At 68.8% G+C, this 22,383-nt stretch carries 26 protein-coding genes; 23 read left to right on the top strand and 3 right to left on the bottom strand.

Annotation, left to right across the window (positions count from 1 at the left end; all coding sequences use genetic code 11):
• Nucleotides 1-14: 14 nt before the first annotated feature.
• From ABL838_RS10405 to ABL838_RS10325, 17 genes are all read left to right on the top strand, one after another.
• Nucleotides 15-1,355, top strand: a complete 1,341-nt coding sequence (locus ABL838_RS10405; protein ID WP_418125254.1) for an MFS transporter — start codon at nucleotides 15-17, stop codon at nucleotides 1,353-1,355.
• Between the two features lie 99 nt (nucleotides 1,356-1,454).
• Nucleotides 1,455-2,219 carry a GntR family transcriptional regulator gene (locus tag ABL838_RS10400; protein ID WP_418125253.1) on the top strand — a complete coding sequence of 255 codons (765 nt, stop codon included), beginning with the start codon at nucleotides 1,455-1,457 and terminating at the stop codon, nucleotides 2,217-2,219.
• A complete protein-coding gene (locus ABL838_RS10395) occupies nucleotides 2,216-3,016 on the top strand; it encodes a transporter substrate-binding domain-containing protein (protein WP_126024152.1) in 801 nt (266 codons plus the stop codon). Before ABL838_RS10400 ends, ABL838_RS10395 begins: the two co-directional genes overlap by 4 nt.
• 119 nt (nucleotides 3,017-3,135) lie before the next feature.
• Nucleotides 3,136-3,798 (top strand): amino acid ABC transporter permease, encoded by a 663-nt coding sequence (locus ABL838_RS10390; RefSeq protein ID WP_126024151.1) that lies wholly within the window; start codon nucleotides 3,136-3,138, stop codon nucleotides 3,796-3,798.
• Nucleotides 3,799-3,822: 24 nt separating this feature from the next.
• The gene (locus tag ABL838_RS10385) at nucleotides 3,823-4,476 is read left to right on the top strand and encodes an amino acid ABC transporter permease (RefSeq protein ID WP_019654918.1); all 654 of its coding nucleotides are present in this window, start codon (nucleotides 3,823-3,825) and stop codon (nucleotides 4,474-4,476) included.
• Nucleotides 4,460-5,242, top strand: coding sequence for an amino acid ABC transporter ATP-binding protein (locus tag ABL838_RS10380; protein WP_126024150.1), 783 nt, complete (start codon nucleotides 4,460-4,462; stop codon nucleotides 5,240-5,242). Before ABL838_RS10385 ends, ABL838_RS10380 begins: the two co-directional genes overlap by 17 nt.
• A 192-nt stretch (nucleotides 5,243-5,434) precedes the next feature.
• A complete protein-coding gene (locus ABL838_RS10375; RefSeq protein ID WP_418125252.1) occupies nucleotides 5,435-5,926 on the top strand; it encodes an AAA family ATPase in 492 nt (163 codons plus the stop codon).
• A gap of 28 nt (nucleotides 5,927-5,954) precedes the next feature.
• Nucleotides 5,955-6,500 carry a GNAT family N-acetyltransferase gene (locus tag ABL838_RS10370; RefSeq protein ID WP_418125251.1) on the top strand — a complete coding sequence of 182 codons (546 nt, stop codon included), beginning with the start codon at nucleotides 5,955-5,957 and terminating at the stop codon, nucleotides 6,498-6,500.
• Nucleotides 6,497-7,078, top strand: a complete 582-nt coding sequence (locus ABL838_RS10365) for a DUF1439 domain-containing protein (protein ID WP_418125250.1) — start codon at nucleotides 6,497-6,499, stop codon at nucleotides 7,076-7,078. Before ABL838_RS10370 ends, ABL838_RS10365 begins: the two co-directional genes overlap by 4 nt.
• Nucleotides 7,075-8,067, top strand: coding sequence for a glycerophosphodiester phosphodiesterase (locus ABL838_RS10360; RefSeq protein ID WP_418119799.1), 993 nt, complete (start codon nucleotides 7,075-7,077; stop codon nucleotides 8,065-8,067). Before ABL838_RS10365 ends, ABL838_RS10360 begins: the two co-directional genes overlap by 4 nt.
• Complete coding sequence (locus ABL838_RS10355; RefSeq protein WP_418125249.1) at nucleotides 8,064-8,345, top strand: hypothetical protein; 282 nt, start codon at nucleotides 8,064-8,066, stop codon at nucleotides 8,343-8,345. The genes ABL838_RS10360 and ABL838_RS10355 overlap by 4 nt, the downstream gene beginning before the upstream one ends.
• Before the next feature lie 36 nt (nucleotides 8,346-8,381).
• Nucleotides 8,382-8,804 carry a DUF2946 family protein gene (locus tag ABL838_RS10350; protein ID WP_418125248.1) on the top strand — a complete coding sequence of 141 codons (423 nt, stop codon included), beginning with the start codon at nucleotides 8,382-8,384 and terminating at the stop codon, nucleotides 8,802-8,804.
• An 80-nt stretch (nucleotides 8,805-8,884) separates the two neighbouring features.
• Nucleotides 8,885-10,393, top strand: a complete 1,509-nt coding sequence (locus ABL838_RS10345; protein ID WP_418125247.1) for a TolC family protein — start codon at nucleotides 8,885-8,887, stop codon at nucleotides 10,391-10,393.
• Nucleotide 10,394: 1 nt separating this feature from the next.
• Nucleotides 10,395-11,783, top strand: coding sequence for a multicopper oxidase family protein (locus ABL838_RS10340; protein WP_418125246.1), 1,389 nt, complete (start codon nucleotides 10,395-10,397; stop codon nucleotides 11,781-11,783).
• A 41-nt stretch (nucleotides 11,784-11,824) separates the two neighbouring features.
• Nucleotides 11,825-12,352, top strand: a complete 528-nt coding sequence (locus tag ABL838_RS10335; RefSeq protein WP_418125245.1) for a cupredoxin domain-containing protein — start codon at nucleotides 11,825-11,827, stop codon at nucleotides 12,350-12,352.
• A 10-nt stretch (nucleotides 12,353-12,362) separates the two neighbouring features.
• Nucleotides 12,363-12,818, top strand: coding sequence for a DUF411 domain-containing protein (locus ABL838_RS10330; RefSeq protein WP_418125244.1), 456 nt, complete (start codon nucleotides 12,363-12,365; stop codon nucleotides 12,816-12,818).
• A gap of 41 nt (nucleotides 12,819-12,859) precedes the next feature.
• On the top strand, nucleotides 12,860-13,150 hold the full coding sequence (locus ABL838_RS10325; protein WP_418125243.1) for a copper-binding protein: 291 nt from the start codon (nucleotides 12,860-12,862) through the stop codon (nucleotides 13,148-13,150).
• On the opposite strand, the gene ABL838_RS10320 is transcribed toward ABL838_RS10325, so the two are convergent.
• A complete protein-coding gene (locus tag ABL838_RS10320) occupies nucleotides 13,119-14,012 on the bottom strand; it encodes an isocitrate lyase/PEP mutase family protein (RefSeq protein WP_418125242.1) in 894 nt (297 codons plus the stop codon). The two genes, ABL838_RS10325 and ABL838_RS10320, sit on opposite strands and share 32 nt — an antisense overlap.
• Before the next feature lie 107 nt (nucleotides 14,013-14,119).
• Between ABL838_RS10320 and ABL838_RS10315 the strand changes: the two genes are divergently transcribed.
• Nucleotides 14,120-15,016: a LysR family transcriptional regulator gene (locus tag ABL838_RS10315; protein ID WP_418125241.1), complete on the top strand. Its 897-nt coding sequence runs from the start codon at nucleotides 14,120-14,122 to the stop codon at nucleotides 15,014-15,016.
• 15 nt (nucleotides 15,017-15,031) lie between these two features.
• Here ABL838_RS10315 and ABL838_RS10310 read toward each other — a convergent pair whose 3' ends face one another.
• Complete coding sequence (locus ABL838_RS10310) at nucleotides 15,032-15,523, bottom strand: hypothetical protein (RefSeq protein WP_418125240.1); 492 nt, start codon at nucleotides 15,521-15,523, stop codon at nucleotides 15,032-15,034.
• A gap of 281 nt (nucleotides 15,524-15,804) precedes the next feature.
• On the bottom strand, nucleotides 15,805-17,145 hold the full coding sequence (locus ABL838_RS10305) for an NAD(P)/FAD-dependent oxidoreductase (protein WP_418125239.1): 1,341 nt from the start codon (nucleotides 17,143-17,145) through the stop codon (nucleotides 15,805-15,807).
• A gap of 41 nt (nucleotides 17,146-17,186) precedes the next feature.
• On the opposite strand from ABL838_RS10305, the gene ABL838_RS10300 reads away from it, so the two are divergent.
• Genes ABL838_RS10300 through ABL838_RS10280 form a run of 5 tightly spaced genes read left to right on the top strand, consistent with a single transcriptional unit; the run spans nucleotide 17,187 to nucleotide 22,317 of the window.
• A complete protein-coding gene (locus ABL838_RS10300; RefSeq protein ID WP_184636140.1) occupies nucleotides 17,187-18,218 on the top strand; it encodes a P1 family peptidase in 1,032 nt (343 codons plus the stop codon).
• 17 nt (nucleotides 18,219-18,235) lie between these two features.
• Nucleotides 18,236-19,624 carry a TAXI family TRAP transporter solute-binding subunit gene (locus ABL838_RS10295; RefSeq protein ID WP_418125238.1) on the top strand — a complete coding sequence of 463 codons (1,389 nt, stop codon included), beginning with the start codon at nucleotides 18,236-18,238 and terminating at the stop codon, nucleotides 19,622-19,624.
• Nucleotides 19,614-21,395: an aminodeoxychorismate synthase component I gene (gene pabB / locus ABL838_RS10290; protein WP_418125237.1), complete on the top strand. Its 1,782-nt coding sequence runs from the start codon at nucleotides 19,614-19,616 to the stop codon at nucleotides 21,393-21,395. The genes ABL838_RS10295 and pabB overlap by 11 nt, the downstream gene beginning before the upstream one ends.
• A 51-nt stretch (nucleotides 21,396-21,446) precedes the next feature.
• Nucleotides 21,447-21,935, top strand: a complete 489-nt coding sequence (locus ABL838_RS10285; RefSeq protein ID WP_418125236.1) for a MerR family transcriptional regulator — start codon at nucleotides 21,447-21,449, stop codon at nucleotides 21,933-21,935.
• Nucleotides 21,862-22,317: a carboxymuconolactone decarboxylase family protein gene (locus ABL838_RS10280; protein ID WP_184636132.1), complete on the top strand. Its 456-nt coding sequence runs from the start codon at nucleotides 21,862-21,864 to the stop codon at nucleotides 22,315-22,317. Before ABL838_RS10285 ends, ABL838_RS10280 begins: the two co-directional genes overlap by 74 nt.
• Nucleotides 22,318-22,383: the final 66 nt, after the last annotated feature.

Genomic DNA, 22,383 nt, shown 5'->3' with positions numbered 1-22,383 from the left:
CGAGGAGACAGACGATGAACGCAGCCACCCTGGCCGGGGCGCAGGCAAGCACCTCCCCGGGCGCCACCGCGCGCGAGGACGCCGCCCTCTTCCGCAAGATCACCTGGCGCCTGATGCCGCTGCTGTGCGCCTGCTACGTGCTGAACTACCTGGACCGCACCAACGTGGGCTATGCGCAGCTGCAGATGAAGGAGCAGCTCGGCTTCAGCGACGCGGTGTTCGGCCTGGGCGCGGGCATCTTCTTCATCGGCTACGCGGTGTTCGAGATTCCGAGCAACCTGATGCTCGCGAAGATCGGCGTGCGCGCGACGCTGCTGCGCATCATGGGCCTGTGGGGGCTGGCCTCGGCCGCGATGATGTTCGCGACCACGCCCACGCAGTTCTACGTGCTGCGCTTCCTCATCGGCGTGTTCGAGGCCGGCTTCGCGCCGGGCGTGCTGTTCTACCTGACGCTGTGGTTCCCCTCGCACCGCCGCGCGCAGGCCACGGCGCTCTTCTTCATGGCCTTCGGCGCGGCGCCCATCGTGGCCGGGCCGATCGCGGGGCTGACGATGACGTATCTCGACGGCGTGCTGTCGCTGCGCGGCTGGCAGTGGCTCTTCCTGCTCGAGGGGCTGCCGAGCGTTCTGCTGGGCATCGCGGCTTTCGGCTTGCTGTCGAACAGTCCGGCGCAGGCGGCCTGGCTGAGCGCCGCCGAGAAGCAGCGCGTGGCCCGCCTGCTGGCCGAGGACCAGGCCGCGCACGGTGCCGGCGAGCGCCACACCTTCGGCGCGGCCATGCGCGACGGCCGGGTCTGGCTGATCGGCTTCATGTCCTTCCTCATCATCCTGGGCATCTACGCGCTGTCGTTCTGGCAGCCGACGATCCTGAAGTCGATGGGGCTGAGCGTGCTGCAGATCGGCTTCTACTCGGTGATACCAGCGGTGGCGGGCATCGCGGCCAACATCGTCGTGGGCCGGCATTCCGACCGCAGCAAGGAGCGCCGCTGGCACTTCGCGCTCAGCGCGGTCGTGGGCGCGTCGGGGCTGGCGCTGACCACGCTCTTCATGCACGATGCCATCGCCGCCGTGCTGTGTCTCTCGCTGGCGGCCATGGGCATCTCGGCGGCTTTCACCGTGCTGTGGGCGGTGCCGGGCAACTTCATGTCGAAGAGCGCGGCGGCGGCTGGCATCGCGCTCATCAGCACCATCGGCGGCAGCGCGGGGCTGGTGGCGCCGATGATGGTCGGCTGGCTCAAGACGCTAACCGGCGGCTTCACCGCCAGCCTCTACGTGCTGAGCGGGGCGCTGGTGCTGTCGGCACTGCTCATGCTTGTGGCGCTGCCGGCCAGCGCGCTGGGGCGCGGCCGGCACTGAATCGGCGCACCGCGCCGGGCCTCCGTGCGGGGGCATGCTCCATTCAGGTGCGCAAATCTTGCATACCAGTTGGCACAGAAGCTGCTGGTATGCAGGCCTATGGCCATTTCCGCATCCGAAATCAGTGCACGCATCGTCGAGGCGGTGATGGCGCAGAAGCTCGCGCCGGGTTCTCGCCTGGGCGAGCAGCAGCTGGCGATGCTGTTCGACTGCAGCCGTACCATCGTGCGCGAGGCGCTCACGCGGCTGGCGGCGCGCGGCATCGTCACGGTGAGCGCGCGTCGCGGCTGGTTCGTCATCGAGCCTTCGCAGGACGAGGCGCGCGAGGCCTTCGAGGCGCGGCGGGTGATCGAGCTCGGCCTCATCCGCAGCGCGGGCACCGCCGGCAAGATCGAGAAGGCCGCCCTGCGCCAACTGAAAGCGCACCTGCAGCGTGAAAAGGCCGCACTGAAAGAGAGCGACGTCGGCAACCGCAGCTTCCTGCTGGGCGATTTCCATGTCTGCCTGGCCGAGTGCCTGGGCAACACGCTGCTGGCCGACACGCTGCGCGACTACACGGCGCGCACCACGCTGATCGCGATGCTCTACCAGTCCACGCACGACGCGGTGCAGTCCTGCGAAGACCACGTGCAGATCGTCGCGGCGCTGGAGCGCGGCGACCACGCCGCCGCCGAGGCGCTGATGGCCGAGCACATCGGCACGGTGCAGTCGGCCCTGCGCGTGCAGGCGCCCACCGATCCGCTGGCGCAGTTGCGCGACGCGCTGGCGCCGTTGCAGAACACGGCCACGCCCAAAGGCAAGGGCCGCAAACCCGGCGCACCACCCGATTCCGATTCTTCGACTTACCTAGGAGCCCTGCTATGACTTTCTCTGCTTCCAAGCGCCGCATCGCCCTCGCGCTCGCTTCCGCCGCCATGCTCGCCTCGGCCGGCGGCGCCTATGCCCAGAACGCGCTCGACAACGTGCTCAAGGCCAAGACGATCAAGATCGCCGTGCCCACCGACTACCCGCCCTACGGCTCGGTCGACAAGAACATGAAGCCGCAAGGCCTCGACGTGGAGATGGCAGAGCTGATCGCCGCCAAGCTCGGCGTGAAGGTCGAGCTGGTGCCCGTGACCAGCGCCAACCGCATCCCGTACCTGCAGACCAGGAAGGCCGACCTGGTGATCTCCACGCTGGGCAAGAACCCCGAGCGCGAGAAGGTGATCGACTTCTCGTCGGCCTACGCGCCCTTCTTCCAGGCCGTGTACGCCGCCAAGAGCATGAAGCTCACCAGCTTCGCCGACATGGCCGGCAAGACCGTGGCCGTGACGCGCGGCGCGATGGAAGACCAGGAGCTGAACAAGGTGGCGCCGCCGAACGTCGACTACCGCCGCTTCGAGGACAACAACGCGACCATCGCCGCCTTCGTGGCCGGCCAGACGCAGACCATCGCGACCAGCGCCGCAGTTGCCGGCGACATGCTCGCCAAGAACCCGAAGGTCAGCGCCGAGTTCAAGCTGCTGCTGAAGGACAGCCCCTGCTTCGTCGGCGTGGCCAAGGGCGAGACCGCGCTGAAGACCAAGGTCAACGAGATCATCGCGGCCGCCAAGAAGGACGGCACGCTCGACGCCATGTCCAAGAAGTGGCTCGGCAAGGCCGCTGGCGACCTCCCTGTCTGAACAAGCACTCCCCCATGCTTCGCGCACTTCGTGTCGCTGCGCACACCCCCTCGCCGGGGGCAACGCCTGCGGCCCGGCAAAGCCGGTTCCGCGGCGTTCCACGAAGAGAAGACTGACTTATGAACATCGAGTTTGACTTTGCTGCGGTGCTCTCCGAGTGGCCGCTGCTGCTGCGCGGCGTGGCGTGGACCATCGGCCTGACCGCCGTCGGCACCGTGCTGGGCATGATCGTGGGCACCTTCTGCGCGTGGGCGCGCGCCGACGGCCCGAAGTGGCTGCGCGCCATCGTGGGCACGTACGTGGAGCTGATCCGCAACACGCCCTTCATCGTGCAGCTGTTCTTCATCTTCTTCGGGCTGCCGGCCGCGGGCGTCAAGCTCACGCCGGAGGTGGCCTCGGTGATCGCGATGGTGCTGAACCTGGGCGCCTACTCCACCGAGATCATCCGCGCCGGCATCGAGGCCACGCCCAAGGGGCAGATCGAGGCGGCCGTGAGCCTGGCGCTCAGCAAGTCGCAGGTGTTCCTGCGCGTGGTGCTGCCGCCGGCGCTCAAGAAGGTGTGGCCCGCGATGGTGAGCCAGATCGTCATCGTGATGCTGGGCTCTGCCGTGTGCGGGCAGATCTCCACCGAGGAGCTGAGCTACGCGGCCAACCTCATCCAGAGCCGCAACTTCCGGGCCTTCGAGGCCTTCATCGTCGCCACGCTGATCTACCTGGCGCTGTCGGTGGCGCTGCGGCGGCTGCTCGACTGGGCGGGGCCGAAGTTCTTCTTCGGACGCTGAGCGAACACGGGCACTTTCACGACCATGGCTGACTTTTCACTTTGGGACATCCTGCGCAACCTGCTGCTGGCACTGCGCTGGACTGTCGTGCTCTCGCTCATCGCCTTCATAGGCGGCGGCATCGTGGGTGCGCTGCTGCTCTTTTTGCGGCTGCGCGGCGGCAAGGCGATCGGCCGGGCCGTGGGCCTTTACGTGCAGCTCTTCCAGGGCACGCCGCTGCTGATGCAGCTCTTCCTGGCCTACTTCGGCATCGCGCTCTTCGGCGTGGACGTCTCGGCGTGGACCGCCGCGAGCGTTGCGCTCACGCTCTACACCAGCGCCTTCCTCACCGAGATCTGGCGTGGCTGCGTGGCCTCGATACCGAAGGGCCAGTGGGAGGCCTCGGGCAGCCTCGCGCTGAGCTTCGGCGAGCAGCTGCGCCACGTGATCCTGCCGCAGGCGGTGAAGATCGCCATCGCGCCCACGGTGGGCTTCCTGGTGCAGGTGATCAAGGGCACCGCGCTGGCCTCGGTGATCGGCTTCGTCGAACTCACCAAGGCCGGCAGCATGATTTCGAACGCCACCTTCAAGCCCTTCGTGGTGTTCAGCTGCGTGGCCCTGCTTTATTTCGTGCTGTGCTTCCCGGTGAGCCTGTACGCCAAGAACCTCGAGAGGAAATCCCATGGCCGCCGTGCTTGAACCCCAACAACAGCCCGCCACCGTGGCGGGCTCTCCCATCGTGCGCATCACGGCGCTGCGCAAGTCGTACGGCACCAACGAGGTGCTCAAGGGCATCGACCTCGAAGTAAAGCGCGGCGAGGTGATCGCCATCATCGGCAAGAGCGGCTCGGGCAAGAGCACGCTGCTTCGTTGCATCAATGGGCTGGAGGTGTTCCAGGAAGGCTCGCTCACGGTGGACGGCAAACCGTTGCTGCACGAGAGCGCCATGGCCATGCGCGAGCTGCGCCAGCGCGTGGGCATGATCTTCCAGGGCTTCAACCTGTTTCCGCACCTCACGGTCGGCAAGAACGTGATGCTCGCGCCCACGCTGGTGAAGAAGCGCACCAGCCTCGAAGCCGCCTCGCAGGCGCGCAAGCTGCTCGCTCGCGTGGGCCTGGCCGAGAAATTCGATGCCATGCCCGACCAGCTCTCCGGCGGCCAGCAGCAGCGCGTGGCCATCGCCCGCGCGCTGGCGATGGAGCCGGCCGTGCTGCTGTGCGACGAGATCACGTCCGCGCTCGACCCCGAGCTGGTGGGCGAGGTGCTGCGCGTGGTGGAATCGCTGGCCGACGAGGGCATGACGCTGCTGATGGTCACGCACGAGATGAGCTTCGCGCGCAAGGTCAGCGACCGCGTGATCTTCATGCACCAGGGCCGCGTGCACGAGATGGGGCCTCCGGCGGAGCTGTTCGGCAATCCGCGGACGGCGGAGCTGAAGCAGTTCCTGTCTTCGCTGCACGACTGAATCGAAACCGGCCGGGTTATCCTCGGCCCATGGCCTGCCTGCGTATCACGTCCATTATTCGACCCATCCGGAAGACGGTGGGTTAGCGCGCGGCACTTCGAACGACAACAGGTACACGCCATGCAACCCGTCCCACGAGGCGGGTTTTTCGTTTCCTGGGGCATCTTTCTTCCACCCCTCCAGGAGATCGAAATGACACCACTCCCCCGCCCCGTGCTCCACATGGTCTGCGGCAAGATCGGCGCCGGCAAGTCCACGCTCACGCGGCAGCTCGCCGAAGCGCCCTCCACGGTGCTGATCAGCGAGGACACATGGCTGGCCGCGCTGTACCCCGGCGAGATCCACGAACTGCCCGACTACGTGCGCCGCGCGGGCCGGCTGAAGAAGGCGATGGCGGAGCATGTGGTGGCGCTGCTCGGCGCGGGCGTTTCGGTGGTGCTCGACTTTCCCGCCAACACGGTGGCCAGCCGCCAGTGGATGCGCGGCATCTTCGAGGCTGCGGGCACGGCGCACGTGCTGCACTTTCTCGACGTGCCCGACGAGGTCTGCAAGGCCCGCCTGCGCGCGCGCAACGCGAGCGGCATGCATCCCTTCGAGACGACGGACGCGCAGTTCGACCTGATCGGCAGCCACTTCGCCGCGCCGTCGCCGGAGGAAGGCTTCGACGTCGTCCGGCATGGCTGAGGTCTCGCACCGCTATGCTCTGCCCCCGATGCAGATCGAACAAGCCAGGCCCGACGAGGCCGCCACAGTCGCCGCCGTGCTGAACGAAGCCGCCAAATGGATCGCCGCCGAGGGCCGGCCGCTGTGGTCGGCTGCCGACGTCGGCCTGGAGCGCGTGCAGCGCGACACCGATGCCGGCGGCTACTTCATCGCCCGCGCAGGCACTGACGTGGCCGGCGTGGTGCGGATCGACCTCGAGGACCCGGGCTTCTGGCCCGAGATGGAAAGCGGCAGCGCGCTCTACGTGCACAAGCTCGCGGTGAGCCGGGCCTGGGCGGGGCATGGCGTTTCGGTGCGGCTGCTGGAGTTCGCGCGCGAACGCGCGGCGCAACTGGGCCGACCTTGGCTGCGGCTCGACTGCGTGGCCGACCGGACGCCGCTGCGCTCGCTGTACGAGCGCTTCGGTTTTTCGCTGCACAGCGAAATCCACAAGGGCGAGCGGGCCTTCGCCCGCTACGAGATGCAGGTACAGGCCATCGGCGCGCCGCCCGACACCGGGAAACTTCCCGCCTGTGGCAAGCTCGGAGCCCTATGAACCACCGCAACCCGCCCCCCAACTCCCGCCGCCGGGTGCTGCGTGCGCTGCTGGGCGCCACGGCGCTGCAGGCGCCCTTCGCGGCGCTGGCCGGTTTCAACTTCTTCACGAGCGAATACACCGCCAGCCGCGACGAGCTGCAGACGCAGATCGCCAAGCGCTTTCCGATGGCAGAGCGCTATGCCGAGATCTTCATGGTCGGCCTGCGCGATCCGCAGCTGGGCCTGGATTCGAAGGCCAATCGCGCCGCCATCACCGCCACGCTGACCATCGCGAGCCCGCTGCTCGCGGCTTCGCCAGTGCAGGGCGTGGTGTCGGTCAGCAGCGCCCTGCGGTACGACGCCACGGCGCGCGCGCTGCGGCTGGACCAGCCCAAGGCCGAGCGCCTGGAGCTGCAGGGCATCGAGGGCCGCGACGCGGAGCGGCTGCAGAAGGTGGGCGCGGTGGTCGCGCAGGAGCTGCTGCAGGGGCAGGTGCTGCGCAGCTTCACGGCCGACGAGCTCACCGTGGGGCGCAAGACCTACGAGATCGGCGACATCACCGTGCAGGACAACGGCATCAAGGTACAGCTCAAATGAAATACACCCTCCTGGCCTCGGCGCTGCTCCTGGCCGGCTGCTCGGCCATCATGCCCACGGCCAGGCAGCATTTCGACCTCGAAGCCCATCGCGGCGGACGCGGACTGGCGCCCGAGAACACGCTGGCCGCGTTCTCCAACGCAGTCGACATGGGCGTGACCACGCTGGAGCTGGACATCGGGCTCACGGCCGATGGCGTGGTCGTGATCTCGCACGACACCTCGCTCAACCCCGACCACACGCGCGACGCGAGCGGCGCATGGCTCGCGCCGAAGAGCGGCGCGCCCATCCGCACGCTCACGCTGGCACAGCTGCAGACCTACGACGTGGGGCGCATCAACCCGGCAAGCAACTACGGCAAGCTGTTCGCGCTGCAGGCTCCGCGCGACGGCGAGCGCATTCCCACGCTGGCCTCGCTCTTCGCGCAAGTGCAGGCTCGCGGCGCGGATGCCGCCACGGTGCGCTTCAACATCGAGACCAAGATCGACCCGTCGAAGCCCGACGAAACCGCCGCGCCCGAGCCGATGGTGCGCGCGCTGCTCGCCGAGATCGACAAGGCGAACATGGCCGGCCGCGTGACCATCCAGAGCTTCGACTGGCGCACGCTCACGCTGGTGGGCAAGCTCGCGCCGCAGCTGCCGCGCGCCTATCTCACAACGGCCCGCACGCTGAAGGACAAGCGCTGGACCGACGGCCTCGACGCGGCCAGCTTCGCCTCGGTGCCGCAGATGGTCAGGGCCGCGTCGGCCAACGCGCCGGGGCCGGTGATCTGGTCGCCGGCCTTCGCCGACCTCACGCCCGAGGTCATTCGCGAGGCCCACAAGCTCGGCCTGAAGGTGCTTCCCTGGACGGTGAACCAGCGCGCCGACATGCAGCGGCTGATGGACTGGGGCGCCGACGGCATCATCACCGACTACCCCGACATCCTGCGCGACCTGATGCGCGAACGCGGCCTCTCGCTGCCGCCTCCCGGAAAGAACGCATCGTGAGCGCCGCGCTGCAGCAGCTCGACGCCATCGCCGCGCGCGTCGCGGCCTTGCGCAACAACGAAGGCGGCTCCGTCACCACGCTGTCGGACGAGGCCCGCGCCAGTACCGAACTGCTGGGCACCCTGCCCCCGCGCTACGGCGAGGTGCTGCTCGGCCTGCTCGACCGGCTGGAGTCGAGCGCGCTCTTCAGCGAGGAAAGCTGCTCGTTCAGCCAGAAGGACCTGCTCGACAACCTTCAGGTGTGGGTCGACAAGGCCCGCGGCCAACTGGTGTCTTGACCGGCGTGCCGATCCGCCGGTTTATCATCTCGCCCCATGCGCACCCTGTTGCTCGCCATCATGATCGTCCTGCTGCCCATCCGCGGCTGGCTGGGCGATGCCATGGCGGTCGAGATGGTGCGGCATTCGCTGCCGGCGGCCATGGAGGCCGCTACCGTGGCCTCAGCAGCGGCCGAAGCCCATTGCCACGAGGCGATGGATGCCGATGCAGGCGGCGACATCGCGATGGCCATGTCTGCCCACGGCAGCAGCCATGACGACGGCAGCAGCAACACCAGCCACAACGACCACCAAGGCTGCGGCACCTGCGTCGCCTGCCAGGTCTGCCACACGGTGGCGCTCGGCGGCATGCCGCTGGTCGCCATCGTTCACGGCGCGCCCCAGGCGTCGCCCGCGGTCCACGCGGCCCGCTTCGTCAGCGCGGAGCCCGTCCAGGGCCTGAAGCCGCCCATTTCCTGATCTCCCAGCCCGTAGTCCGTCCGCAGTGAGCCCGTTGTTCCGGCTCGCGGCGTCCGTCGTATTGCTCATGGAGATCGAAAGTGAATTCCCTCATTCGCCGGCAGGCTGCCGGCACCCGTGGCCATCGCAGGCGTAGCGAAGCGCGCCCGCCCCGGCTCCCATCCATCAGAATCATCAGGACCGGCGCCGCACTGGCCGCCGCGCTGGTGCTCGCCGGCTGCGCCAGCCTCTCGCCCGACGGCGGCAGCGCCGACGTGCAGGCGCTGGTGTCGGGCAACCCGCTCATGGCGGGCGCCACCGCCCAGCGTACGCCCGACGAGGCTTCGCAGAAGAGCGTCGATGCGCTGCTGGCCAAACCGCTGGACGTCGAGTCCGCGGTGCGCATCGCGCTCATCAACGGCCCGCGCGTGCAGGACGCCTTCGCCACCCTGCAGCTCAGCGATGCCGACCGCGTGCAGGCCGCGAGCCTGCCGAACCCGGTGCTCTCCTTCAGTCGTCTTGCACAGGGCAGCGAGCGCGAATTCGAGCGGATGCTCAGCTTCAACGTGCTGGGCCTCGTCACGCTGCCATGGCAGGCCCGGTGGGCCGGCCAGCGGCACGAGGCCGCCAAGCTGCAGGCCGCGCAGAGCGTGCTGATGCTCGCGGCCGACACGCGCCGCGCCTGGGTTCGCGCAGTGGCCGCACAACAGGGCGTGACCTATCTGCGCGACGCGAAGGAAGCCGCCGAAGCCGGCGCCGAGCTCGCTCACCGCATGGCCCAGGTCGGCAACTGGAGCGCGCTGCAGCGCACGCGCGAGCAGCTTCTGCTGGCCGATGCCGCAGCGCAGCTGGCGCGCGCCGAGCAGGCCGCCGTCGCCTCGCGCGAGCAGCTCACGCGCCTGATGGGCCTGGGTGGCGAACGCGCCGCGAGCTACACCCTGCCCGACCGCCTGCCGCCGCTGCCGAAGGCCGCGCCGGAACTCGGCGACGTGCAGGCGCGGGCGCTGCGCGACCGCCTGGACGTGCGCTCTGCACAGGCGCAGAACAACGCTGTGGCCGGCTCGCTCGGCCTCACGCACGCCACCAGCGTCATCAACGCGCTGGAGATCGGCGTGGTGCGCAACACCACCTTCGACAACGACGCCGACCGCACGAAGAAGACCCAGCGCGGCTTCGACCTGGAGCTGCCGATTCCCATCTTCGACTGGGGCCAGTCGCGCAACGGCCGCGCCGAAGCGCTGTACCTGCAGTCGGCAGCCCGCGTGCGCGACGTGGGCGTGCTCGCAGCGAGCGAGGCGCGAGAGGCGTGGCAGGGCTGGAACACGGCCTATGCGCTGGCGCGCCGCTACCGCGACGAGGTGCTGCCGCTGCGCAGGAAGGTCAATGAGGAAATGGTGCTGCGCTACAACGGCATGCTCGCCAGCGTGTGGGAGCTGCTGGGCGAAACGCGCGCCAGCATGCTCGCGGTGAACGCGGGCATCGAGGCGCAGCGCGATTTCTGGATCGCGGATACCGACCTGCAGCTGGTGCTCACGGGCAGTTCTCCCGCCGGCATGCCAGCGCTGCAGAGCGCTTCGGCAGCAGAGGCACCGGCAACGGGAGGCCACTGACATGAACCGCCGCAACTTCTTCGCGGGCGCGGCCACGGCCGTCGCCGCTACCGGCGTGAGCCGCGTGTCGATGGCCGCGCTGCCCGAGCCGGTGTCACAGGGCTCCACCGCCACCGCGCCACCGCTCTCGCCGCCCAACGGCCGCCCCTACAACCCTGTCGTCACGCTCAACGGCTGGACGCTGCCCTGGCGCATGAACGCCGGGGTCAAGGAATTCCACCTCGTCGCCGAGCCGGTGGTGCGCGAGATGGCGCCGGGCTTCAAGGTCAACATGTGGGGCTACAACGGCCAGTCGCCCGGGCCGACCATCGAGGTGGTCGAGGGCGACCGCGTGCGCATCTTCGTCACCAACAAGCTGCCCGAACACACCACCGTGCACTGGCACGGCCAGCGCCTGCCCAACGGCATGGACGGCGTGGGCGGCATCACGCAGCCGCACATTCCGCCGGGCAAGACCTTCGTCTACGAGTTCACCGCGCGCCGGCCCGGCACCTTCATGTACCACCCGCACGCCGACGAGATGGTGCAGATGGCGATGGGAATGATGGGCTTCTGGGTGACGCACCCGAAGGAAAGCCATCCACTGATCGAGCCGGTGCAGCGCGACTTCTGCTTCCTGCTCGGCAGCTTCGACGTGGAGCCCGGCAGCGCCACGCCCAAGGTCAACACCATGACCGACTTCAACATCTGGAGCTTCAACAGCCGCGTGTTCCCGGGCATCGACACGCTCAACGTCCGCAAGGGCGACCGCGTGCGCATCCGCGTGGGCAACCTGACGATGACCAATCACCCGATTCACATCCACGGCCACGAGTTCGAGGTGACCGGCACCGACGGCGGCCCCGTGCCGCGCACCGCGCGCTGGCCCGAGGTGTCGGTGGACGTGGCGGTGGGCCAGATGCGGCAGCTGGAGTTCATCGCCGACGAGGAAGGCGACTGGGCCATGCACTGCCACAAGTCGCACCACACCATGGGCCCGATGGGCCACGACGTGCCCACCATGATCGGCGTCGACCACAAGGGCGTGGCCGAGAAGATAAAAAAGCTCGTGCCCGACTACATGGTGATGGGTGACAAGGGCATGGCGGACATGGGCGAGATGGAGATGCCCATTCCCGACAACACCGTGCCGATGATGACCGGCACCGGCCCCTTCGGTTCGGCCGAGATGGGCGGCATGTTCACGCTGCTGAAGGTGCGGCGCGACCAGAAGCCGGGCGACTACCGCGACCCGGGCTGGTTCAGGCACCCGCCGGGCACCGTCGCGCGCGAGGTGAAGGGCGCGAACGTGCCGCCGGCGACCCGCAAGGAAGCCCCGGCCTCGCCGACGGGCGCCAAGCCCGACGCGACCGTGCGCAAGCCCTCGGGGCACGACGCGCACAACCACTGACCTCTCGCTCTTTCGTCCTCCTTTCTCACGGAGCTCACCTCATGAAAAAGACACAACTCAAGTCCATCGTCGCGGGCCTTGCGCTCGCGGCACTCGCCAGCGCCTCGTTCGCGCACGAGGCCCACAACAAACCCAGGCCGAAGGGCGCCGCCGAACTCGCGCCCGAGCAGAAGCCCTGGGGCATCGCCGGCAAGAGCAGCGCGGTGAAGCGCACCATCGACATCGCGATGGCCGACGACATGAGCTTCACGCCCTCGGTCATCGAGGTGCGCGAGGGCGACACCGTCCGCCTGCGCTTGAAGAACCGCGGCAAGGAGCTGCACGAGCTGGTGCTCGGCACCACCGCCGAGATCGAGGCCCACGCGGCCATGATGAAGAAGTTTCCGGACATGGAGCACGACGATCCATGGATGGTCCACGTGCCCGCCGGCAAGACCGGCAGCATGGTCTGGACCTTCAACCGCGCCGGCGACTTCGACTTCGCCTGCCTCGTGAAAGACCACTACGAGCTCGGCATGGCGGGCCGCGTCCGCGTGCTGCCTGCCGCCATGGGCGGCCACAAATCCTGAAGGAGACCCCATGAAGAGAAGACGCGTGTTGCTGGCATTGGCTTCCACCGCCATGCCTTTCGCCGCGACCAAAGCGCTGGCCGCCGCGCCGATGGTCGAGATCTGGAAAGACCCGAACTGCGGCTGCTGCCAGGACTGGGTGAAGCATCTCAACAGGAACGGCTTCGCCACCCGTGTGCACGACGAAGGCAACACGGCGGCGCGCACCCGGCTGGGCATTCCGGCCAAGCTGGGCTCCTGCCACACGGGCCTCGTCGGCGGCTACGCCATCGAAGGCCATGTGCCCGCGCGCGAAATGCAGCGGCTGCTGAAGGAAAAGCCCAAGGCCGTCGGCCTTGCCGTGCCCGGCATGCCGGTCGGCTCGCCGGGCATGGACGGCCCGGCCTACGGCGACCAGCGCGATCCCTACGACGTGCTGTTGGTGCTGGCCGATGGCAGCACCCGCGTCTTCCAGAGCTATCGCTGAATCGATCCTCGAACCACTCAGACAAGGAAAGCAAACTCATCATGAAGAAACTGTTCACTGCCCTCGCCGCCACACTGCTCGCCGCCGCGGCTTTCGCCCAGGCTGCCCTGCCCTCCGTGGAGGGCGAGGTGCGCAAGATCGACCTCGACGCGAAGAAGATCACGCTGAAGCACGGCGACATTCCCAACCTCGAAATGACGGGCATGACGATGGTGTTCCGCGTGAGCGACCCCGCGCTGCTCGGCAAGGTGAAGCCCGGCGACAAGGTGCAGTTCACCGCCGACAAGGTCGACGGCGCGCTCACCGTGCTGTCGATAGCTCCGGCGAACTGAGCCCGGCCCGCAGCGCGGCTTCGAAAACCGAGTTCAGCTCGCGCTGCGGGATCTGGCTGCTCGCGTAGGAAACCGTTCCCAGCGTGCGCAGTTCCTGCGCGCTGCGCCGCACGAGCGCCATGGCCGAGCGCGCGATCGAGCCGCCCACGCTGATGCGCCTGGCGCCGGCCTCGATCAGGCTGAAGGCGCTGGCGCCCGCCTCGTTCAGCCCCATCACGATGTTGAGCGGGCCCGCGATCTCGCGCGCCAGCGTCGACACCAGCGACGGATCGGTGACGCCGGGCACGAACACGCAGTCCGCGCCAGCCTCGATGAAGCGGTTGGCGCGCTGGATCGCGATGCGCAGCGCGCCGTTGCCTGGAAACTGGAACGCGTCGGTGCGCGCATTCAGCACGAAGCTGCAGCCGGCCGCATCGATGGCGGCGCGGGCGGCCGCGATGCGGGCCACGGCCAGTTGCTCGTCGAACAGGCGTCCGTGCGCGGCGTCGGTGTCCTCGATATTGCCGCCCGCCGCACCTGCATCCATCGCCATGCGAACCGTGTCGGCCACATCTTCGGGCGCGTCGCCGTAGCCCGCTTCCAGATCGGCATTGACGGGGATGGAGACCGCTGCGGCGATCTTCCCGACCACTTCCAGCATCTCCTCGCGCCCTACCGCGAGCCGCGAGTCCCTCACGTTGTAGTCGGGCCTGCCCAGCGAGAACGCGATGCCCGCGCTGGTGGTGCCTATCGCCTCGAAGCCCTCCGCCGCGAGCAGCACCGCGCTGCCCGGGTCCCAGGCGTTGGGCATGACGAATCCGCGATTCGCGCGGTGCAGCTCGAGAAAGGCGCGGCCGCGCGCCAGGCGTGTCTTCGGGTCCATTCCAGCTCCGGCTTGAACGATGAAGGCCCGATCGTCGCGGCCGCTGTGGCGCGCGTCAAACGCATAATATTTCTTCAACCCATCGATTCTTTGCATGGATTCGCCACATGGACTCGGAAGCCCTCGCCACATTCCTGACGGTCCACCGCCAAGGCGGCGTGTCGGCCGCCGCGACCGCCCTCTCGCGCACGCAGTCGGCCATCAGCCGCCGCCTGGCGCTGCTTGAAGAGGAGCTCGACGCCCCGCTCTTCGAGCGCGTGGGCCGGGGGCTGCGGCTGAGCCAGGCGGGCGAGGCGCTGCTGCCGCATGCGGAGAAGGTCGCTGCAGCGCTGGGCGACGCGATGGCCGCCGTGCAGGCCGCGAAATCCGACGCGGCGGGAACGGTGCACATCGCCGCCGTCGGCACTCTGGCGAGCTCAGGCCTCGCGGCGGTGCTCGCGAAGCTGCGGACCTCGCTGCCCGGCCTCGACATCCGCCTGCAGACGGCCACCAGCGCCGAGGTCAGCGAGAAGGTGCGCGCGAGCGACGTGGCAGTGGGGTTGCGCTACTACGAAGATCCATCGCCGGACCTGCTGTGCAAGGTCATCCACAACGAGCAGCTGGTGGTGGCCTGCGCGCCGTCGCATCCGCTGGCGGGCAGGCGTCTGAAGTCGCTGGTGCGGCTCTCGAAGGAGCGGTGGCTGGCATTTCCGCAGCCGCCCCGGCGCACCGAGCCGCATGCGGAGGCGATCTTTTCGCAGTTCCTCGTGCGGGGCGTGGAGCGCATCGACTGGAGTGCGGTCGACAGCCTCACGGCGCAGAAGCGGCTGGTGGAGGCGGGATTCGGCCTCGCCTTCCTGCAGGCAAGCGGCATCGCGGAAGAAGTCGCGCGGGGCAGCCTCGCGCTGATCCGCATCGACGATCTGGACGTGCGCGTGCCCGTGGCGTGCGTGGTGCGCCGCTCGGCGTTTCTCAGCCGTGCGACGCGCGCCCTCTTGGCCGAACTGGAGAACGCCGAGCTCTAGCCAACGCCGGAAATGTCATCCGCCGTACCCGGAAAACAGCAGTGGATGGGCTGGAAAGCCGATTGGCTTGACGTCCAGAAACACCAAGCCCCGGTGGAAGTAAATGACTGCAGGAAGATGCCCTTCCGGCAGCATGAACCCGCCATCCTTTGCGATCTTGGTCATGGTCGCTTCGTTTTGACGGTTCGTTCCAACCAGGTGCAGGGGAGCGATCTTGTCGCCATTCGCCAGATCGAGGGTGACCGCGTATCCCCCTCTGGTTACGCAAAAGATGAAGGACTTGTTCCCATCGCGCGATTCCGTTCGAAAGTGGGGGTCGCACGTCTTGTCGCACGGCGCCGCGTCCTGAATGAACATGTACACCGTCGCGTCGGTCGGCGCTTTCTTGTATGCCTGTATCTCGGCGTGCTCTCCGTTCTTGATGTGGCTGGCGGAACCAGACTGCCTCCATACTGCAGCCGTGTTGTTCTTTTCTTTGTTGGGGACGTAGACGACTGAATCGACCATCTCAGCATCCTCTCTGATCGGCTGGTTGAACAATTGTCGATTGCTGACACTGATCAGTGGAGTATTCGGGACCGAATCGGCGAATAACCATCCGCAGTGGATCGGGCGCAATCCTAGGCTGAGGTTCGTTTCGAGCCCATCCCTGAAAACAAGTAAAAGTGCCTCCCTGTCGATGCCGAAAGAGGACTGCGCTCAAGTCCTGCGAGGTCACCCACCGCGGCGCGTCAGGGTTCGGCCTGCGCATGCGATACGTCGCAGGGGCCAAGCGGATCGGCTCGACATCAGACTGCCTTTGCGTTGAAGCAGGCCGAGTTGGGCACCAGCGTCCGGAAGCGCGCCGGGTCGAAGGGCGCCAGCGGAATCTCCGGATCGGTGCCCGCGAGCAGTTGCGCCGCCAGCCGCCCCGTGCGCGCCGAGCCACACAGGCCGACATGGCCATGGCCGAAGGCCAGCACGATGTCGGGCGTCGCGGCAGCCGGCCCGATGCAGGGCAAGCCATCGGGCAGGCTCGGTCGATGCCCCAGCCAGTGCTTCACGCCAGTCGCTCCCGGTGCGGACCGTGCAAGCGAGGGAAACATCGATTGCAGATGCGCGTGCAGGATCTCGGCACGGCGCCAGTCCGGCGCGGCTTCGAGGCCCGCGATCTCCACCTGCCCGGCCGCGCGCAGGCCGCCGTCCATCCAGTGCGCGATGAGCTTGCCGTCGGCCACCATGGTCGGCGTGCGCGGGCCGGCCTTGGCGTCTTCGACGACCACGTGGTAGCCGCGCTCCGATTCCAGAGGCACCGCCGAGCCGGCCGCTGCCGCCAGCGGGCCGGAGCGGGCACCGGCGCAGATGGCGGCGGCGTCGCAGGCGATCTCGCCGGTATCGGTGAGCACGGCTCGCAGGCGGCCGCCCTCGATGCGGAAACCAGTCGCGCGAGCCGCAATGCGCTCGGCGCCCGCGTCGAGCGCATGCCGTGCCAGCGCAGCCACGTAGCGGCCCGGGTCGCGGCAATGGCCGGCCTCGGGCACGAAGATGCCGAGCGTGTATCGCGCATCCAGGTCGGGCTCGCGGCGGCGGAGTTCGTCCTGCGGCCATTCCTCCCACTGCACGCCGGTTCGGCGACGCACGCGCCAGCCCAGCGCGTCGCCGTCGAACTCGGCGCGCGAGCGGTAGGCATGCAGCAGCCCGCGCTGCTCGATGAGCTGCGGCACGCCGGCTTCGGCTGCCAGCCGCGCATGCAGCGCAGGCGCATCGGCCAGCAGCGTGCGAAGCGCGTCGGCCGTGTGCTGCACGCGCCCCTCGGTCAAGCCTGAAGCCAGGTACCGCAGCAGCCACGGCAAGGCGCGCGGCAGGTAGCGCCAGCGCAGGGCCAGCGGGCCGAGCGGATCGGCCAGCCAGCCCGGCACCTTGCGCCATGCGCCCGGCAGCGCGGGCGGCACCACCGAGTGCGACGAAAGCCAGCCAGCATTGCCGTAGCTGGTGGCGTGCTGGCCGCCCGGCTCACCGGGCTCCAGCACCGTCACGCGCAGGCCCGCGCGCAGTGCCTCGATGGCGGTGGCGCTGCCGACCGCGCCCGCGCCGATCACCACCACGTGGCGAACCCCGCCGGGGGAAGAGAAACTTCTTGCAACCGTCATGGAGGGCGATCGTAGAGGGTGCGGTCTCATAATCGGCCGCCATGTCAGCACCGTCTTCCTCCCTCCTCTCCCATTCCGCCGGTGCCATCACCGACGTCGCCGGCATCGAGGTCGGCCATTTCACCGAAACCCGCCGTCCCACCGGCTGCACCGTGATCATGGCGCGCGAAGGCGCGGTGGCCGGCGTGGACGTTCGCGGCGCCGCGCCCGGCACGCGCGAGACCGACCTGCTCTCGCCCGGCAACCTCGTGCAGCAGGTGCACGCGGTGATGCTCGCGGGCGGCAGCGCCTGGGGCCTGGCGTCCGCCGAAGGCGCGATGCGCTGGATGGAGGAACGCGGCATCGGCATGGACGTGCGCTTCGGCACCCTGCCCATCGTGCCGGCCGCCGTGCTGTTCGACCTGCCCATGGGCGACGCGCGCATCCGTCCCGACGCGGCCGCCGGCTATGCGGCCTGCGAAGCCGCCAGCACCGCAGCGCCCGCCGAGGGCAACGTGGGCGCCGGCACCGGCGCGCTGGTGGGCAAGCTCTTCGGCGTGCACCGCGCGATGAAAGGCGGCGTCGGCACCGCATCGGTCAAGGTGGGCGGCGTCACGGTGGGCGCGCTGATTGCCGTGAACTCGCTGGGCGACGTGATCGACCACGACACCGGCCAGCCCGTGGCCGGCGCGCGCACCGAGGACGGCAATGCGCTGCTCGACACCCGCCGCGCGCTGCTGCGCGGCCTGAGCCCCAAGCCGCTGCTCGCGGGCACCAACACCACCATCGGCGTGATCGCCACCGACGCGGTGCTGACCAAGGTGCAGGCCAACCGGCTCGCCACGGTGGCGCACGACGGCCTGGCACGCGCCATCAACCCGGTGCACACCATGAGCGACGGCGACACGCTGTTCGCGCTGGCTACCGGCCGCGTGCCGCTGGAGGGCGACGCCCCCGGCATGACGGTGCTGAGCACCATGGCCGCCGAGGCCGTCGCCATCGCCACGCTGCGCGCGGTGCACGCGGCTCGCACGGTGACGGTGGGCGAGCTGCACATTCCCTGCGCGGCGGATCTCGGCAAGGCGCGCGGCTGACAACGGGAGGCATCACCATGGCGTTCCCCAGAACCCTGAAGCTGATACTGCTGTCGATCCGCGACCTGATCGCTTCGGCGGGGCCGATCGTGTTCATCGTCATCGGGCTGCTGGTCGCGGCCTACTGGTGGCTGCAGCCGCAGCCGCCCAAGCACGTGACGCTGGCCACCGGCCCAACGGGCAGCGCCTACGCCCAGTTCGGCAAGCGCTATGCCGAGGCGCTCAGGCACAACGGCATCGAGGTGGAGCTCAAGGCCACCTCGGGCTCGACCGAGAACCTGCAGCTGCTGCGCACCGGCGGCGCCGACGTGGGCTTCGTGCGCGGGGGCAGCGCCGACCCGAAGGCCGACGAGGAAGCCGGCCTCACCTCGCTGGGCAGCCTCTTCTACGAGCCGATCTGGCTCTTCTACCGCACCGACTCGGCCCAGAAGATCGACCGAAAGACCGCCACGCTGACCTCGCTCGCCCAGCTGCGCGGCCTGCGCGTGAACGTCGACCTGCCCGGCAGCGGGCTGCCGGACATCATGGAGCGCATGCTCAAGGCCAACAGGCTCGGGCCCGACGACCTGCTGCTGTCGAACCTGGAACAGGCCTCGGCCGCCGAGGCGCTGGAAGCTGGCATCCTCGACGCCATCGTGCTGTCTTCCGCGCCGCAGTCGCCGCAGGTGCAGAGGCTGCTGCGCTCCGACTCGATCAAGCTCATGGACTTCGGGCAGGCCGACGCCTACTCGCGGCGCTTTCCCTTCCTCTCGGCCGTGACGCTGCCGCGCGGGATGATCGACCTGTCGAAGGACATGCCGCCGCACGACGTGTCGCTGCTCGCGGCCACCACCTCGCTGCTGTCTCGCGACGAGACCCACCCCGCGCTGCGCCAGCTCTTCGCGCAGGCGGCGCAGTCGGTGCACAGCGGCGCCGGCTGGTTCAACCGCGCGCGCGACTTTCCCAACACCCGCACCAGCGAACTGCCGGTGAGCCCCGAGGGCGACCGCGCCATCAACGGCACGCCGCCGGTGTGGCAGCGCTACCTGCCCTTCTGGGCCAGCAACCTCGTGGAGCGCATGTGGCTGGTGCTCGGCGGTCTGCTGGTGCTGATGCTGCCGCTGAGCCGCGTGGTGCCGCCGCTGTACCAGTTCCGCGTGCGCCGGCGCGTGTTCCGCTGGTATGCGCGGCTGCGCGACATCGAGGCGAAGGTCGACGCACAGAAGGGCGAGCAGAAGGAACTGCTCGAAGACCTCGACCAGCTCGACCGCGTGGTCAACAAGGTGGCGGTGCCCCTGTCGTACGCCGACGAGCTCTATGCGCTGCGCAACAACATCTACGCGGTGCGCAAGCGGGTGCTGGCCAGGACGCCGCAGGGCGCCGCGACCGAAGCGGCCCCTAAAACCGCCGCGAACGATGCCACCTGACGAGGCCCGGCCCGGGACATTGCGCACGCTGATCGACTTCGCACAGCCGCTCGGCGCCGGCGGCCGGCTGCGGCTGGGTTTCGGCGAGCCGTCGCGCGTGCTGGCGGCGCGCACCGCCGACGAGGTGCGGCCTGTGCTCGATGCCGTCGAAGCGCTGGCGCGCGAGGGGCGTTGGTGCGTGGGCTATCTGCGCTACGAGGCGGCGGCAGCGTTCGACCGCGCGTTCGCAGTGCATGCGGCGGATGGACCGCTGGCATGGTTCGGCGTGCACGACGAAGCCCTGCCCTGGCCCGAAGCCACGGGCAACGACGCTCCTCCATCGCTCGACTGGCAGCTCGGTCTCTCTCGCGCGGACTTCGACAGCCGCATGCAGGCCATTCACCGAGCGATCTCCAACGGCGAGCTCTACCAGCTCAACTACACCGCCACGCTGCACGCCGACTTCCACGGCGAGCCGCTGCCCCTGTTCATGGCGCTGCGGCAGGCGCAGCCCGACGGCTATGCCGCCTTCATCGACACCGGCGAGGAGCAGCTTCTGTCGGTGTCGCCCGAGCTTTTCTTCGACTGGCAGGGCGAACGCATCCTGACGCGCCCGATGAAGGGCACGGCCCCGCGCGGCGCCACGCCCGCCGAGGACGAGGCGCTGGCCCGACGGCTTCGCACCGTGCCCAAGGAGCGGGCCGAGAACGTGATGATCGTGGACCTGATCCGCAACGACCTCTCGCGCGTGGCCAAGCCCTTCTCGGTGCGCGTGCCACGCCTCTTCCACACCGAGGCGCTGCCTACCGTGTGGCAGATGACGTCGGACGTGGAAGCCCTCGCGCGCGAAGGCACGACGCTGGCCGACGCGTTCGCGGCGCTGTTCCCGTGCGGCTCCATCACCGGCGCGCCCAAGGTGAGCGCGATGCGCATGATCCGCGAGCTGGAGCCCGAGGCGCGCGGCGTTTACTGCGGCGCGGTGGGCATCGTGCAGCCCGGCGGCCATGCGATCTTCAACGTGCCGATCCGCACCGTGGCATTGCGCGGCGCGCAGGCGCGCTGCGGCATCGGCAGCGGCATCACGGCCGATGCCCGGGCCGATGCGGAGTGGGAGGAATGGCGGCACAAGCGGGCCTTTCTGGACCGGGCGGGCCGGGCATCAGGGCCGCCGTTCGACCTGCTCGAAACCCTCGCGCTGGTGGATGGCGAACTCCGCGACGCACCGGCCCATCTGGCGCGCATGGCGATCGCAGCCGCGCATTTCGAGCGCCCGTGGAACCAGGCGTCGGCTTCCTCCTGCCTCGACGATCTGAAGGCCCGGCACGCCACGGGCATGTGGCGTGTGCGCCTGCTGCTCGACGCACAAGGCACGCCGCGCGCCGAAGCCTTCGCGATGGAAGCGCCGCCCGCGCGCGTGCGCCTGCAGCTTGCCACGCGCCCTTTCCGCGAGGCCCATAGCGAGTTCACCCGCTTCAAGACCACGCGCCGCGCCCACTACGAAGCCCTCGCGCCCACGGAATCCGGCGCGTTCGACACGCTGCTGTGGAACCGCGACGGCGAGATCACCGAATGCACGCGTGGCAACATCGCCCTGTTGCTGGACGGCCGCTGGGTCACTCCGCCGCTGCGCTGCGGGCTGCTCGGCGGCATCGGCCGCGCCAATCGCCTGCGCAGCGGCCAGCTTGCCGAAGCGGTCGTGCGCGTGGACGATCTGCCCCGCGTGCAGGCCCTCGCCTTCGTCAACAGCCTGCGCGGCTGGATCGATGCCGACTTTGCCTCTTTTCAAAAATAGTTCGACAAAGCGCTTGACTTAGAGCGCGCTCCAATTTCGAGAATCGACGCCATGGAAACCAGCCTGACCATCGCGGAAGTCGCTGAACGAACCGGTCTCACGGCCTACACGCTGCGGTATTACGAGCGCATCGGGCTCATCGCGGCGGTGCCCCGTGCACCGGGCGGTCAGCGGCGCTATGCGAGCGCCGACATGGACTTGCTGGATTTCCTGTTGCGCCTGCGCGAGACCGGCATGTCCATCCAGGGCATGCAGGCCTTCGTCAGGCTTCGAAGCCTGGGGGACGCCAGCGTCGGCGAACGGCGCGAGATGCTCGAACGGCATCTCACCGAGGTTCAGGCCAAGGTGGTGGCGCTGCAGCAATCCATGCAGGCGCTGTCGCTCAAGATCGACCATTACCGCGAGGTCGAGAAGACGAAGAAGCGTCCCCCTCTGTCGGGCAAGGCCCGGGAAGGAAAGACGAGCAATGACGAACACACGACAAGACAAGGATCAAGACGACAGCCAACGCTACGCGCGTGGCCTGGCCAAGCTTCGTGAGATCGATGGTGAAGGCGGCGTCAAGGTCGTCGAGAGCCTGGCCGGCATCGCGCCGGACTTCGGCCGCCTGGTGATCGAGTTTCCGTTCGGCGACATCTACTCACGCCCCGGCCTCGACCTGCGCTCCCGCGAGATCGCGACGGTGGCCGCGCTCACAGCCATGGGCAATGCCACACCGCAGCTGAAGGTGCACGTCCAGGCTGCGCTGAACGTCGGCGTGACGCGCGACGAGGTGGTCGAGGTCATCATGCAGATGGCGGTGTACGCGGGCTTTCCGGCGGCACTCAACGGCCTCTTCGCGGCGCGCGACGTGTTCGCGGCGGAGGATGAAAAAAGCGCACGGCCCCTTGCGGAACCGCGCGCTCTTGCCGAAGCGATCTGAGCCCATTCGAGGAACACCGCGGAACCGGCTTTGCCGGGCCGCAGGTGTTGCCCCCGGAAGGGGGTT

The sequence above is a fragment of the Variovorax sp. 160MFSha2.1 genome, from assembly GCF_048305075.1.
Taxonomy (GTDB): Bacteria; Pseudomonadota; Gammaproteobacteria; order Burkholderiales; family Burkholderiaceae_C; genus Variovorax; species Variovorax guangxiensis.
This window is presented reverse-complemented; position numbering and strand designations above follow the sequence as displayed.